Raw genomic sequence first — 14,486 nt, forward strand, 5'->3', positions numbered from 1 at the left:
CAGTCGAGGATGGGCAAGAGGGATTTTCAAATTGCCCAGCAGCCTCTCCTCCTTGCAAGCTTCGCCTACCCCAGCGAGCGGTTGAGGGAGCCGAGCTCATCGTTGCCCATGGTGCGCCACATTTGATAGATGCAGCCGCGCGCCAAGAAAAAGAAACCGTTATCGACGAGTTGCACGGCGGCATCCGCGAGTTGATTGGTCACGGCGGGCACCGGCGGCAGCTCAAGACCTGCCTTGTGGATGGTCGCGACAGCCTCCTCAAACGTGGGCGGTTTGATGACGCCCATCTCGTTCATAAGGCCCTGCATTTCCTCCTGCGCACTGCCGCCCGACTCCTCGCCGCGCGGCACTAGGCGGTAGCACGCCAGCGCCAGCTCGAGCTGGTCGCAGTTCCAGTAGGCGAATGCCAGGCGATAGAACAGGTAACCGATCGAAGGCCGGTCGCTGGCAATGCGCAGGCCGTGGCGCGCTACCTCGATAATCTCGTCATAGCGCTCCAGGCGTGCTAGCACGTTAATCAGGGCAAAGTGAGACTGCATGGACGAGCGCGCCAAATCGTAGAGACGACGCACCTCGGGCAGTGCACGCTCAAAGTCCTCTTGTTCGGCGTAAAAGCTGCAGATCTCGTGCTGGGCAAAATACAGCGCATCGGGCGCACGAAGGATTCGCACAGAGCGGTCTTCTTCCAACACCGGTAACACCATGCGCACCAGCTGGTTATCGCAAAACTGCGTTTGAACCGGACCTGTCGCCAAAAGCTCGGCGACGGCGCACTTGGCCTCCAACTCCTCGACAAGACGAGAAAAGCCTTCAAAAGCACCTGTACGGTCGACTTTTGCCTGCTCGCGCAATTCAACAACACGCGCCACGTATGGGTCGTCGTCCTCTTCCATGACCTCCAACTCGTCAGCCGTATCGGCAAGCAGCAGATCGCGCAGCGCCGGCGGCAGCATGCGATGGTCATCACGCGGACGAGCATGAACCTCCGCAGGCTCAATCGTCTCCGGAGCGGTTGACTCATACGCCTCAAGCAAACGCTTGCACGGCATATCGTCCATGTCCATGCTCTCAAGATCCTTAGCGACAGGCACGCAATCGGCCAGATAGGCCGCGCGCCCAAAGAAATACGTTGCAACAACGCGCTCGCCCTGCTCGCTGTCGGGAGCAGCAATCTGCACATAGCAGCGCGTGATGCAGGTGCCCGCGGCAAAACACGCTGCCGCAAGCGTGAGTGCCACGCGCGCATCGTGCTCCGCGGCCCAGATCGCGCGCGTATCCTCGTCCAGCTCGCGCCAGGCGTCATCTTGAGCGTCGTATTCACGTTGCGGCATGGCATCAACGACAGACTGCCCAAACCGAACGAGCATAATCCCCTCGGCAACGTTTACTCGATAGGTATAGTCGAGCCGCGTGACCACGTTGAGCGCCTCAACGATTCGCGCAAAACGGGTGCGCACGTCCCACTCGCCGCCCGGCTGGCAAGCCACCGTACCCGGTTTGCCCCACGGGTTATCGCTCGAGGCCGTATCGAGCAGTCGGGGAACATCGTTGGTCGTCTTAGCGATATGCCACGAATCAAAGAGTGCACAGCCCTCAAGGCTCGGCGAGGATGCCGCGGGGGCCAATCCAGCCCCGATGCGCTCAAGAATGCCGGAGAGGCGGTTGAGACGGCACTCGATGGCAAGCAGCATGTCAATCTCGTCCTGGTCCAACAGGCTACGATCAAAATTGAGATAGAAAATCTTTGAGCGATCAATGCGAGCCAGGCTCATCTCGGACTTGGCAGCGATGGTGCGCAGGCGGGGCAAGTCAATTTCGCTCATAAGGGCGGCGGCATAGCGCTCGATACCGCTCGGATTCTCGGCATGGTCAACGCGGTAGAGCAGCGTCTCGATAGCATCGGGGAGCGGTGCCGTGTTAAAGCCCAAAAACACCTCGACCGGCTCGGGCAACTTTACGAGCTTGATCTTGTCGATAACATTTTGCATACCCTCGTCGAGTCCGCCGGCGTTCGCCGTGCTCGCAATGGCATTTTCGGAGTCAGCGAATATCACGTAGCGCAGGAACATCGATGCCATGAACTCGCCGTAAGGAAGGGCGCGGATCGAGTTCCATGTCTCGTGGTCGGACTGCTCGCGCATGGGGCCTTCGGGAGAGCCGGCAGTTTGCGCGCACGCGCGCATTGCACCGTTGGCTTCCCTTACCATAATCTCACCAATACTGGAATCCGACTCGTCAAGGACCAGTTCCATGTCGGGATCGTTGGGCAGCGGAGCCTCGCTAACGGGGCGGTCCACCTTGTACACCTCACCCGAAACGCTTACGTAGCCCAAAAGCGACACATGACTTTTGCCGACGAATTCGACGACATAACAAGATTCACGCTGATCCTCGCCAAAGAGCTTCCAGACCACGCCATATGAGCGTCCCGCAGGCTGCTCGGGCATCGCCGGAAAGCGCTTCTTGGGATCGAGAAACCTGAGCTTGTATGTCGGACGCTCTGCCACGAAATATCACCCTGATCGGTCGCTTGAAGAAGGAGTGGTCGCGAATAAGTCGCGACATCTACTCGGAATCTTACACGAGTCGACAGGAAATCGTCCCTTTGGACGAAAGCACTCAAGCTGGCGCAAAAAAAGCCCCCGTTGCCGGGAGCTTTAATCTCAAATGGTGCGGCGTATAGGATTCGAACCTATGACGTTCTGATTCGTAGTCAGACCCTCTATCCAGCTGAGGTAACGCCGCGACTTGTTGATTATTATGCACATCGACTGAATAAAGGTCAAGCATTTTTCGAAAAAAGTTATCGAATTTGATTTTTACTCATTTTTGACCACTTGATGCGATCTTCACCGCATCGCGATATAAGAAAAGCTCCCGTTGCCGGGAGCTTTATAATCAATTGGTGCGGCGTATAGGATTCGAACCTATGACGTTCTGATTCGTAGTCAGACCCTCTATCCAGCTGAGGTAACGCCGCAACGCACGGATTATTATGCACGTGACCCCTCGATGGGTCAAGCGACAATTTGGAAAAATTTTACGAAGTGATGATTAAGACGCTCGCGCCTCGACCGAGGTCCGAATCCAGGCAGTGTTGCCATAAAAGAAAAGCCCCCGTTACCGGAGGCTTTAAGTTCAATTGGTGCGGCGTATAGGATTCCGCGCATCCGCTGCGCGGATCCGCACCGGCTTCGCCCGCCTGCCGACGTGCTCGCCCGCGGGCTAAAAACGCTCCGCGTTTTCTTGACGCCCGCGCCTCGACCGAGGTTCGAATCCATGCGGTGACGGCATAAAAGAAAAGCCCCCGTTGCCGGAGGCTTTCAATTTCAATTGGTGCGGCGTATAGGATTCGAACCTATGACGTTCTGATTCGTAGTCAGACCCTCTATCCAGCTGAGGTAACGCCGCAGCGCAAGACATATAAAACCACTTTAGCTTATTGGAGTCAAGCACAATCTCAAACTTTTTTGTGGAACGCAGTTTTGTCATGCTGCTCCGCATATACCGCTGTTCCCCGTACGATCGATTGGCTTTTCGATCACGTCAAACTTAGCATCAAGTTCCCTCAGGAGTGATCTCACCCGCTGGGCGCAATCATAATCGGCAAACGAGATGCTCAGCATGCGCGCGACCTGGTTGGAAGTCCCAACTCCATAGAAGTGCTCCAGCGCCACAAGTCCCTCGTGCGTCACAAAGGTCTCGACCACATGCGGCGACTCCTCAAAGCACCATTGTGTCAACGGACCCTCACTCGTCTGCCGAACCACCAGGCCGCCCATGCCAGACGGCTCACACGTTACAAGCAGGTACTCCCCGCCCTCGTCGCTCTCAAACAAAACCACCCGATCATCAAACAGCTCCATCGCGTCCCCTTTCTCTCGCTCTTATTTAGCAAAAGCATAGCAGGTAGATGGCTGTATACAGAACAGTTGTTCGTGTTCTTTCTATTGAGCTGTCCGCACGGCATGGTATGGACCTGCGCACGAAATAGGGCGCCCCCGAAGGAGCGCCCTTGCATATCCCCTATGCAGCCAACTTACGCGACCGGCTCGATCTTCTCGAGGCCGCCCATGTAGGGACGCAGGACCTCGGGGATCGTGATGGTGCCGTCGGCGTTCTGGTAGTTCTCCAGAATGGCGGCCATGGTGCGGCCGGCCGGCAGGCCGGAACCGTTGAGCGTGTGCAGGTAGCGCGAACCCTTGAAGTTCTCGGGGTCGCGATACTTGATGTTGGCGCGGCGAGCCTGGAAGTCACCGCAGTTGGAGCAGGAGCTGATCTCCTTGTAGGCGTTGTAGCTCGGCAGCCAGACCTCGACATCGTAGGTCTGACGGGCAGAGAAGCCCAAGTCGCCGGTGCACAGGCTAATCACGCGATACGGAAGGCCCAGCTGCTGCAGCAGGTACTCGGCCTCGGCGGTCATGCTCTCGAGCTCCTCGTCGGACTCCTCCGGCTTAGCGAACTTGACCATCTCGACCTTGTCGAACTCGTGCTGACGGATGATGCCGCGGGTGTCGCGACCGGCGGAACCGGCCTCCTCGCGGAAGCAGGGGGTGAAGGCGGTGTAGCGGCGCGGCAGGGTGTCGGCATCGAGGACCTCGCCGGCGTGCAGGTTGGTAAGCACGACCTCGGCGGTAGGAATCAGGAAGTTATCGCCCGAGACGTGATAGGCGTCGTCCTCGAACTTAGGCAGCTGACCCGTGCCGAACATAGTCTGACGCTTGACGACGATGGGCGGCCACCACTCCTTAAAGCCACGGCTGGTGTGCGTGTCGAGGAAGAAGTTGATGAGGGCGCGCTCCAGACGGGCGCCGGCGCCACCGAGAACGGTGAAGCGGCTGCCGGAGAGCTTGTTGCCGCGCTCGAAGTCGAGGATGTCGAGGTCGGTGCCCAGGTCCCAGTGCGGCTTAAAGTCGAAGTCGAACTCGCGCGGGGTGCCCCAGCGACGGCGCTCGATGTTCTCGTCCTCGTCCTTGCCGTACGGCGTGGCCTCACAAGGGATGTTGGGCAGGTGAGCCATGAAGTCGTACTGCTCCTGTTCGAGAGCAGTACGGCGCTCGGCCAGACCGTCAATCTTCTCGTTGACGGCGCGCACGGCCTCCTTGGCGGCCTCGGCCTCGTCCTTCTTGCCCTCCTTCATCAGGGCGCCGATCTTCTTGGACTCGGCATTGCGCGTAGCCTGGAGCTCCTCGACCTCGGTGATGACGGCACGGCGCTCGTCGTCGAGCTTAAAGAACTTCTCGCGATCCCAAGACGTCTGGCGGTTAGCCATGGCGACATCGATGGCATCGGGGTTCTCGCGAACAAACTTGATATCAAGCATTAGATCCTCCGGCGATATACATTCCATTTAGGTTGCAACCTTGTACATGTATGGGCAAGTATATACTTATGAGCGTTTACGACCCAACTCAACTACGCAAGAAGGCACCCAATGGACGCAGTTTTTTCCTTTTTGTTTGGCACCCGCACCGGTTTTGCCATCCTTTTCGCCGGCGGCATCCTGTTATTTGCGATTCTTGCCTTTGTAATGGAGAAGCGTACCCATAAGATGTACGTCGACCGCGGACCCAAGTCCGAGGATGAGGAAGACAGCTTCTGGGACTAACCTGCCAAAAAGGGACAGGTTTATTTTGGTCGGTTTTATCTGGGCAAACGCAAGCGCCCCGCAACTGGAATTGAGCCAGTTGCGGGGCGCTTTTCGCTAAAAGGACAAACTGCAGAAAATACCTGCCAAAAATAAACCTGTCTTTTTTGGTCGGTTTTACTGGAGAGTTGCGTCGATTGCCTTGACCAGGGCGCTGCGCATGCCGGAGTCCTCGAGCGCAACGACGCCCTTGATGGTGGCACCACCGGGCGAGCATACGGCATCCTTCATCGCCGCAGGATGCTGGCCAGTTGCAAGCTGCAGCTTTGCCGTACCCAGCACCATCTGGCTCACAATGCGATAGGCATCGGCACGCGGGATACCGTGCTTGACCGCTGCATCGCCCAGGGCCTCGATTGCCATGGCGACAAATGCCGGGGCGCAACCGCCCACCGTGCCGCCCACAAACAGCAGGCTCGTATCGAGCTCGACGACAGCGCCAAGCTTACCGAGCAGGTCGAGCACAACAGCACGCTGCTCGCCGTTGAGCGTAGAGGACTTCTCGCAGGCGATGACACCCTCGCCCACCGAAACCGGTGTGTTGGGCACCGTCGAGATGTGCGCGACGCCCGGCAGGACCTGCTCCCACTTGGCACTGTCCCAGGTCCAGGCAACCGACAGAACGACCTTTTTGGCAAGAGCATCCTTGAGCGGGGCGAATACCTTCTCGATCATGTACGGTTTGACCGCAGCGACCACGATATCGGATGCGGCGACAACCTCGGCGGCATCGTGGCAAGCGGCCATCCCGCGCGCCTCACAGCGCTCAACCAGCGCGTCGTAGCGACCCGCACAGGCGCACATATCGCTCGCAGCTACACCGGCAGCGATCCAGCCATCAGCCATGGCGCTCGCCATATTGCCAAAACCGACAAATCCAATCTTCATATCACATAGTCCTTTCAGACACATTCCTCAAAACGAAAGGTATTGTCCCACGCCATTGTTTCGTATTGCCGACCTATTTGTGATACGGCTCGCCACGGCTAATCTTGCAGGCGCGATAGATTTGCTCCAGCAGCACCACGCGCGCCAAGTTATGCGGCAAGGTAATGCGTCCAAAGCTGAGCATCTCGTCGGCTCGTGCGCGCACGCCATCGCTCACGCCGTCCGATCCGCCAATCACAAAGGCGATGTCGCTATTGCCTCGCAGCATAAGATCATCGAGCCGCGCCGAAAACTCCTCGCTCGAGCGCTCCTTGCCCTCGATAGCCAGCAGGATCACATGCGCTCGAGACGGCAAGGCAGCAAGAATCGCCGCCCCCTCCTTGTCGCGTGCGGCATCCACGCCGCCCGCCTTAGCCGGGTCGATATCGGCCACCTCGCGGATATCAACCTTGGCATAGGCACCTAGGCGCTTGGTGTACTCAGCGCACGCGTCCTTCCAAAAGCGCTCCTTGAGCTTACCGACGCAAACGACGGTGTATTTCACGCGCGTCTACTCCTTCGAATCGTTTTGAACTTTGCTGGCTGTCAGCATCTGCTCGAACATCGAGGCCGACTGCGAGAAATCGCTCGGCAGCACGACCGTCGAGGTTTTACCCGTACGAGCGAACTCCGTCATCATCTCGGACCACTGCGTAAACATGAACAGCTGGTTGGCCTCGTCGTTACCGACTCCCGTCTCCTGGATGATCTCGAGCGAATCTTTGATACCCAGCGCGATGGCCTTGCGCTGGTTGGCGATGCCCTCGCCCGCCTTTTCCATAGCCTCGGCCTCGGCGGTCGCCTCGGTGACGCGCTTGATGCGGTCTGCCTCGGCGAGCTCCTGCGCCGCAGCGCGCTTGCGCTGGGCGGCGTTGATGTCGTTCATGGAGTTCTCAACCTCGGTCGGCAGTGCGATTTTGGTGATGAGTGTCGACACGAGGGTGAAGCCGTAGGCAGCCATCTGCTCGGACACGGTGGCATTAACGTCCTTGGCGATGTCATCCTTCTTGGCAAAGACCTCATCGAGTGTGTAGACGGGAATCGAAGAGCGCAGAGCGTCGGTGATGAAGTCACGCATCTGGTCGACGGGCTCCTGCAGCATATAGTAGCTCTTGTAGATGCCCGAATCTGCCGGGCCGGCGCCCATGTCATAGCTCACGTGATACTGAGCAGAGACCTCAAGGCCGATGGTCACGTTGTCCTGGGTCTTAACGTCGATGCCAAAACCGTTTTTCATGGTGCGCAGACTCACCGTGGCGGCCTTGCGGTCGATCACGGGCACCTTCATGTGGAAGCCCGCGTTGACGATGCGGTTAAACTTGCCCAGACGCTCGATGATCACGGCATGTTGCTGTTCAACGACATAGCAGGCGTTGGGAAGCAGTAGCAACAAAATGATGATGGGAAGCAGAAGGCTCGTAAGGGCGGCAATGATACCGGACAACAGCATGGTCTCTCCTCTGATAGGCACACGTTGGCATTAGGATACCCGCACGAAGCAGCTGTGTGACACCAACAAGAGGACCCGTGGTCAAAAAAGGCCAAATATGAGTACTGTTACCAGTTTAGTAACAGCGTATTTGGGTCAAAATCGCCTCGTTGAACCCGAGGTCTGGTAGCGCACAGAGATGTGGTGTAAGAGGCGGGGCATGCCCCGCCTCCGCCCTTTCTTGAAAGGGAGGGGACACCGCCTAGAATTCGTCGTTGGAGTAATGAAGGTGACGAATGGAAGGAAAGGCGATGCCCCAAGAAGAGAGTGTACTGCGCCTCGGTCGCGACGAGGCCCTCGAGGCGGCGAGGCTTTGGCAGGAGTGCGGCGACGCGCGCGAGTTCGCGTGCAGGGTGCTGGGCGGCGTGATGAACGCACTGATGGACTCCGAGGCCCAGCAGATGTGCGGCGCGAGCCGCAACGAGCGCAGCGACGGCAGGGAGAACAGCCGCAACGGCTACCGCCCCAGGTCGCTCAAGACCGCCGTGGGCGACGTGGAGCTCGAGATACCCAAGCTCAGGCACGGCACCTACTACCCCGAGGGCATGCTCGCGCGATGGTCGCGCGTCGACACCTCGGTGGCCGCCATCGTGCAGGAGATGTACGTGTGCGGCGTGTCCACCCGCAAGGTCGAGCGCGTGGCGTCCAAGCTGGGCATATCCTCGCTGTCGAGCTCGGAGGTCTCGAGCCTCTGCTCCGACCTCGACGCCGAGGTGGCGGAGTTCCGCCGCCGCGACCTTTCGGGCACGCCGTGCTGCTACCTGTGGCTCGACGCCACCTACATGAGCTGCAGGGTCGGCTCGTCGGTCGTCTCGCAGGGCGTCGTGACCGCGATCGGGCTGGGCGCCGACGGGCGCAAGCACTTCCTGGGCTGCGACGTGGTCGACACCGAGAGCGAGGACTCCTGGGCGGCATTCCTCGGCGGGCTGCGCGAGCGCGGGCTGGCCGGCGTCCGCCTCGTGGTCTCCGACAGCCACGCCGGGCTCGTGGCCGCCGTCTCGCGCCTGTTCCAGGGCTGCGCCTGGCAGCGCTGCGTGACGCACCTGCAGCGCAACCTCCAGAGCGCCTGCTCGGGCAGGCCCGAGGACTCCAAGGCGGCCGTCAGGGACCTCGTGCACGCCGCGGTCTACCAGGACGACCCCGACCTCGCGCGCTGCGTGTGGGCCGAGGCGGCGCCCTGGGTGGCGTCGGTGTCCGCCAGGGCCGGCGAGGTCTTCGAGCAGGCCGAGGACTCCGCGCTGGCGTTCACGGCCTTCCCCAGGGCGCACTGGGCCAAGCTCCGCACCAACAACGTCCAGGAGCGCGCCAACCGCGAGATCAAGCGCCGCTACAGGGTCGTGCAGTCCTTCCCCTCGAGGGAGTCGATGCTGCGCCTGACGTGCGCGAGCCTCATGGAGACCGAGGGGCAGTGGTCCCAGCAGCGCGTGTTCTCCGAGGCCTCGGCCGCCGAGGGCTTCGCCGAGACCGCGGACAGGCCGGCCCCGACAGAGGGGAGGCGCCGCGCGCTCGGGCGGCGCGCCAGGGAGATAGTGGACGAGATAGTCGAGAAGCGCGGCCTCAAGAAGGAGTAACATCGGGGCTTGCAGCGACGGACCTCAGGACACTCTTACACCACGTCTGCGCGCGCCACCCGAGGTCTATCGAAATTACTTCATTTTGTCTCAAGGTTGAGCCAAATTAGCGTACATCTGTTGCGCAAAATGAGCAAAAATGGCTTCATGAAATGTCTCTATTTTCATGTCAGTACTCATATTTGCCACTTTTTGACCACAGGGACATCTACCGCGCGAAATCGATATGTCAAATCTGCCAAAACGGCCCATAACAAAAAAGCTCCCATTGCTGGGAGCTCTTTCAATCAATGGTGCGGGCGAAAGGACTTGAACCTTCATGGGGTTGCCCCCATACGGACCTGAACCGTACGCGTCTGCCAATTCCGCCACGCCCGCGTGCAGGAATTAGAATAACGGAGCGCCATCGCGAACGCAAGAACTATTTTTGAAAAAGTTTGCAGGCATTTTCCCAAGCGGCTTGCGCGATTGTTTCGGCGTCCTCACCAGTGCGATCGACACGGTCGTTAACCAGCGCGTTTGCCGTAATGGAGATCATTGCGGGCTCGCATTCAAGACCGCGGATGGGCTCCGGAGCCATATACGGGCAATCCGTCTCAAACAAAATTCGATCGAGTGGGGTTGCCGCAAATGCCTCGCGCACGTCGTCGTTGCGCTTAAAGGTGGCCGCACCACCATAGGCGATATAGCAGCCCAGCTCCACAAAGCGCTCCATCGTGGCGCGGTCCTCGCCAAAGCAGTGCAGCACACAACCGGCCTGGGGCACGCCCACCTCACGAAGCACGTTATAGGCGTCCACGTGCGAGGTTCGCTCCTGGTCCGTGTCCTCGTGACGCAGATGCAGCTCCACCGGCACGTTACGACACACGGCAAGCTCGAGCTGACGCGCCATGCAATCAATCTGCACGTTATGGGGTGCTGGCGCGATATCGTCGTCATAGTCCATGTGGTAGTCCAGGCCGATTTCGCCAATACCGGCGCATAAGGGGTCATCGAGTGCGGCAACGACCTGTGCGTGAACGTCGTCGGTATAGTCCGGCGCGCCATACGGATGCACACCGGCAAGATACTTGATCTGCGGGATATCCTGCATCGGCAGAATTTCGCGCACGAGCCAGTCACTATAGTCCGTCACGCTGCGCTTGTCGGCGATGGGGTCGAACATCGTCACCAACAGGTCGACACCCGCGGCTTTGGCGCGCACGAGCGTCTCGGGCACTTCTTTGCCCCAAAACGAAAGCAGATGCGCATGCGTGTCGGCAAGCGGTGCCAAGGGCACGGGGCAGGCGACCGTCTTCTTTTTCTTGGTAAACGTCACGCGTGCGGCATTAGGCATCATGGATTAGCTCCTGGGCCAGGCGAACAAAGTCGGCAACATCAAGCGTCTCGGCGCGCGTGGTGGGTGCGATACCGCAAGCCTCAAAGGCGGCATCGAGCACGTCTTTGGCAAAGCCGTTGGCGCTCATGGAATTGCGGATGGTCTTGCGACGCTGGGCAAATGCAGCATCAATCACGCGGGCCACAAATTCGCGATCGAGTCCTTCGGGCACCACACCGTCAACACGGTCGATACGCACGACGGCCGAGTCCACGTGCGGCGCCGGCATAAAGCAGCGCGGCGGCACCTCAAAGCGGCCCGTCACCTGCGCATACAGGCCGAGCTTTGCCGTATAGCCGCCATAGGTCTTGTTGCCCGACACTGCGGCAATGCGATCGGCAACCTCCTTTTGCACCATGACGACGGCACGCTTGAGCGCCGGCATCGTCTGGAAAAATTGCAAAATGATCGTCGCCGCCACGTTATAGGGCAGGTTCGCGACAAACACCGTCGGCTCACCGCCTGCAGCCTGCTCAATCTGCTCCGGACCCACCTTGAGCGCGTCGCCCATGATAAAGCGGAAGTTGGCATAGTCGGCGGCATGGGCATCGAGCACCGGCTCGAGCTCGGGGTCGGCCTCGATCGACGTGACGCACGCCGCTTCCTGCAGCAACGCAAGTGTCAACGTACCGCAACCCGGACCCACCTCGAGTACGCGCTCGTCACCTGCAAGCTCGGCAAGCTCGCAGATACGCTCGATCACATGATTGTCGATTAGAAAGTTCTGGCCCAGGCGATGCTTGGTCGCAAGGCCAAACTCCTCTAGCAGCTCCCTGGTGGCCGTGGGGTTTGCCAAAGGCGAAGTCGTCATGGTTGCCTCCTTAGCATGATGGCGGCGTCTTGAAACAAAAGGGCATGGACCGTGGTGGCCATGCCCTTACAGCTAAACAGCAAATTGCCGATATGGCGCTCGCGCGGTCTCTACGCCAGACGCGGGAACAGCGGATCGCCCTTCTCGACGGGCTGACCACCAGCAAGCAGGCCCCAAGCGCAAATGCCCTTGAGGTCGTCGCTCGCGGCCTCGTCCTCGCAGGACAGGCGGCGCAGAGCCTCGGCAGAAGTCTGGGGCATGAGCGGCATCAGCAGGTGAGCGGCAATGCGGATGGCCTCGAGCAGGTTGTAGATCACAAACGCCAGCTCGTCAGCCTTGGCCTCGTCCTTGGCAAGTGCCCAAGGCTCGGAGTCCTCGATGTAGTGGTTGGCAGCGTGGATGAGCTCCATGACCTCGTCCTTGGCTCCACCGTAATCGAGCACGTCCATCTTGGCCATGTAGCGCTCGACCAGACCATCGGCGATCTTTGCCAGCGGGTTGTCGAACGCATCGAACGATGCGGGCTTGGCGGGCGCACAACCGTCAAAGTACTTGCCGCTCATGTTGAGCGAACGCGAGATGAGGTTGCCCCAGCTGTTGGCCAGGTCGGCGTTGTAGACCTGCTCCATGCGATCGAAGCTGATGGCGCCGTCGGTACCGGGAACGACGTCGGTCATAAAGTAGTAGCGATAGCCCTCGACGCCCAGCATGTCGATAACGTCCTGCGGAGCGATGGCGTTGCCGCGGCTCTTGGACATCTTCTCGGCCTTGCCAGTCTCGGCATTGCGCACGGTCAGGAAGCCATGGGCAAAGACGTGCTCGGGCAGGGCCTCGCCAATGGCCATGAGCATGGCCGGCCAAATGACGCAGTGGAAGCGGATGATGTCCTTGCCCACGATGTGGAATTGCGCGGGCCAGCGATAGGCCAGCTCGGCACGGGCCTCGTCGGTATCGACACCGTAGCCGACAGCCGTCATATAGTTGAGCAGCGCGTCGAACCACACATAGGTCACGTGGCCCTCGTCAAACGGAACCTGGATGCCCCAGTCAAAGCTCGTACGGCTCACGGAAAGGTCGTTAAGGCCGCCCTCGACAAAGCTGCGAACCTCGTTCATGCGGAACGCAGGCTCGACAAAGTCGGGGTGCTCGTCATAGAGCTTAAGCAGCTTGTCCTGAAAGGCGGAAAGCTTAAAGAAGTAGGACTCCTCCTGCACGCGCTCGAGCGGGCGGTGGCAATCGGGGCACAGATGCTGACCGACGCTGCCGTACTCCTCGTCGCCCTTCTGGACCTGCGTATCGGTGAAGTAGGTCTCGTCGGGCACGCAGTACCAGCCGTCGTAGCTGCCCTTATACAGGTAGCCAGACTCCTTCATGCGCTCCCAGAGGTACTGCACGGCATGATGCTGGCGCGGCTCGGTGGTGCGGATGAAGTCGTCGTTGGAGATCTCGAGCTTGTTCCAAAGCTCCTTGAAGTGCGGAGCCTGGCTGTCGGTCCACTCCTGAGGCGTCATGTTGTGCTTGGCTGCGGCCTCGGCGACCTTCTCGCCGTGCTCGTCCATGCCGGTCAGGAACTTGACGTTATAGCCGGCGGAGCGGCGATAGCGAGCCTGAACGTCGGCGATGATGGTGGAATAAGCCGTGCCCAGGTGCGGATCGGCGTTGACGTAGTAGATGGGCGTCGTGATAAAGAACGAAGGCTTGCTTTGATCCATGGGGTTTGTCCTCCAGAAAAACGTTGCATACAGAGGATGATTCTAGCGCAAGGGCTGGATATCCTCCATCTATTGCATATCGAGCACCATGGCATAGACATCGCGCTTGCGGCGCGAATACTTCTGAGACAGGCGCTTGGCCACCGCAGACGCGGGCTCCCCCTCCTCGAGCGCGGCGCGGATATCCTCGCGCAGGGCCTCGTCGGGATCCGCTGCCGCGGCGCCAACCGGCACGGCACCGGCCTCCTCATCCTCGCTCGGCGGCGCGATGACCAGCGCAATCTCGCCCTTTACCTCGCCGCGAGCACGCAGCTCCTCGGCAAGCTGGGCAGCGGGCCCGCGCAAGACTTCCTCGTGCAGCTTGGTGAGCTCGCGGCAGACGGCAACCTCACGCTGGGGAAAGACCTCCACCACGGCCTCGAGCGTCGCCACGATGCGATGTGGAGACTCGTAGAAGATGAGCGCGCCGGGCACCACGGCAAGGCGCTGCAAACGGCGCACACGGTCGCCGTGCTTTCGGCCCAAAAAGCCCTCGAAGAAAAAATGCTCGCAGGGAATGCCGGACGAAACGAGCGCCGTGACGCAAGCAGAGGGCCCGGGAATAACTTCGACGGGCACATCGGCCTCACGTGCCGCCTCGACCAGCGCCTGGCCGGGATCGGACACGCTCGGCATGCCGGCGTCCGAGGCAAAGGCGAGGGTCTCCCCCGCCAGCAGACGGTCGACCAGGCCGGCGGCGCGGCTGGCGATCACATTCTCATCGCAACGGACAAGCGGCTTGGAAATGCCCAGATGCATCAGCAGCTTTGACGTCACACGCGTGTCTTCGCAGCAAATGACATCGGCGGCGGCAAACGCCTCGCCAACGCGCGGGGACAGGTCGCCCAGGTTGCCGATGGGCGTGCCGACCACATAGAGTTTGCCCGTATGGGCGCTGTTTTGCGTCATATC

General features: G+C 60.0%; 12 protein-coding genes and 4 tRNA genes. 2 read left to right on the plus strand and 14 right to left on the minus strand.

Features of this window, described 5'->3' with window-relative positions; genetic code table 11:
* Window positions 1-65 precede the first annotated feature (65 nt).
* From ACKUTP_RS00705 to serS, 6 genes are all read right to left on the minus strand, one after another.
* Window positions 66-2,507 carry a tetratricopeptide repeat protein gene (locus ACKUTP_RS00705; RefSeq protein ID WP_409063306.1) on the minus strand — a complete coding sequence of 814 codons (2,442 nt, stop codon included), beginning with the start codon at window positions 2,505-2,507 and terminating at the stop codon, window positions 66-68.
* A 161-nt stretch (window positions 2,508-2,668) separates the two neighbouring features.
* A tRNA-Arg gene (locus tag ACKUTP_RS00710) sits at window positions 2,669-2,745 on the minus strand.
* Window positions 2,746-2,903: 158 nt separating this feature from the next.
* Window positions 2,904-2,980: transfer RNA gene (locus ACKUTP_RS00715), tRNA-Arg, on the minus strand.
* A gap of 354 nt (window positions 2,981-3,334) precedes the next feature.
* A tRNA-Arg gene (locus ACKUTP_RS00720) sits at window positions 3,335-3,411 on the minus strand.
* 77 nt (window positions 3,412-3,488) lie between these two features.
* Window positions 3,489-3,866: a hypothetical protein gene (locus ACKUTP_RS00725; RefSeq protein ID WP_035136827.1), complete on the minus strand. Its 378-nt coding sequence runs from the start codon at window positions 3,864-3,866 to the stop codon at window positions 3,489-3,491.
* A gap of 173 nt (window positions 3,867-4,039) precedes the next feature.
* A complete protein-coding gene (gene serS / locus ACKUTP_RS00730) occupies window positions 4,040-5,323 on the minus strand; it encodes a serine--tRNA ligase (RefSeq protein WP_409063307.1) in 1,284 nt (427 codons plus the stop codon).
* 111 nt (window positions 5,324-5,434) lie between these two features.
* Between serS and ACKUTP_RS00735 the strand changes: the two genes are divergently transcribed.
* Window positions 5,435-5,608 (plus strand): DUF6724 family protein, encoded by a 174-nt coding sequence (locus ACKUTP_RS00735; protein WP_006235069.1) that lies wholly within the window; start codon window positions 5,435-5,437, stop codon window positions 5,606-5,608.
* 156 nt (window positions 5,609-5,764) lie between these two features.
* Here ACKUTP_RS00735 and proC read toward each other — a convergent pair whose 3' ends face one another.
* The 3 genes from proC to ACKUTP_RS00750 form a co-directional block, all read right to left on the minus strand.
* Window positions 5,765-6,535, minus strand: a complete 771-nt coding sequence (gene proC, locus ACKUTP_RS00740) for a pyrroline-5-carboxylate reductase (RefSeq protein ID WP_409063308.1) — start codon at window positions 6,533-6,535, stop codon at window positions 5,765-5,767.
* A 73-nt stretch (window positions 6,536-6,608) separates the two neighbouring features.
* Window positions 6,609-7,079, minus strand: a complete 471-nt coding sequence (rlmH, locus tag ACKUTP_RS00745) for a 23S rRNA (pseudouridine(1915)-N(3))-methyltransferase RlmH (RefSeq protein WP_409063309.1) — start codon at window positions 7,077-7,079, stop codon at window positions 6,609-6,611.
* Between the two features lie 6 nt (window positions 7,080-7,085).
* Entirely contained in the window at window positions 7,086-8,024 is a 939-nt protein-coding gene (locus ACKUTP_RS00750; protein ID WP_055285926.1) for an SPFH domain-containing protein, read from the minus strand.
* A 275-nt stretch (window positions 8,025-8,299) separates the two neighbouring features.
* Here ACKUTP_RS00750 and ACKUTP_RS00755 point away from each other — a divergent pair, with 275 nt between their 5' ends.
* The gene (locus ACKUTP_RS00755) at window positions 8,300-9,634 is read left to right on the plus strand and encodes an IS256 family transposase (RefSeq protein WP_409063237.1); all 1,335 of its coding nucleotides are present in this window, start codon (window positions 8,300-8,302) and stop codon (window positions 9,632-9,634) included.
* A 291-nt stretch (window positions 9,635-9,925) separates the two neighbouring features.
* On the opposite strand, the gene ACKUTP_RS00760 is transcribed toward ACKUTP_RS00755, so the two are convergent.
* The 5 genes from ACKUTP_RS00760 to rsmI form a co-directional block, all read right to left on the minus strand.
* A tRNA-Leu gene (locus ACKUTP_RS00760) sits at window positions 9,926-10,012 on the minus strand.
* Window positions 10,013-10,055: 43 nt separating this feature from the next.
* Window positions 10,056-10,973, minus strand: coding sequence for a TatD family hydrolase (locus ACKUTP_RS00765; protein ID WP_409063310.1), 918 nt, complete (start codon window positions 10,971-10,973; stop codon window positions 10,056-10,058).
* Window positions 10,963-11,823 (minus strand): 16S rRNA (adenine(1518)-N(6)/adenine(1519)-N(6))-dimethyltransferase RsmA, encoded by an 861-nt coding sequence (gene rsmA / locus ACKUTP_RS00770; protein WP_409063311.1) that lies wholly within the window; start codon window positions 11,821-11,823, stop codon window positions 10,963-10,965. The genes ACKUTP_RS00765 and rsmA overlap by 11 nt, the downstream gene beginning before the upstream one ends.
* Before the next feature lie 110 nt (window positions 11,824-11,933).
* The gene (metG, locus tag ACKUTP_RS00775) at window positions 11,934-13,535 is read right to left on the minus strand and encodes a methionine--tRNA ligase (RefSeq protein ID WP_409063312.1); all 1,602 of its coding nucleotides are present in this window, start codon (window positions 13,533-13,535) and stop codon (window positions 11,934-11,936) included.
* 69 nt (window positions 13,536-13,604) lie between these two features.
* Entirely contained in the window at window positions 13,605-14,483 is an 879-nt protein-coding gene (rsmI, locus tag ACKUTP_RS00780) for a 16S rRNA (cytidine(1402)-2'-O)-methyltransferase (RefSeq protein ID WP_409063313.1), read from the minus strand.
* Between the last annotated feature and the right edge of the window lie 3 nt (window positions 14,484-14,486).

This window comes from Collinsella sp. wc0529, assembly GCF_046116875.1.
Lineage (GTDB): Bacteria > Actinomycetota > Coriobacteriia > Coriobacteriales > Coriobacteriaceae > Collinsella.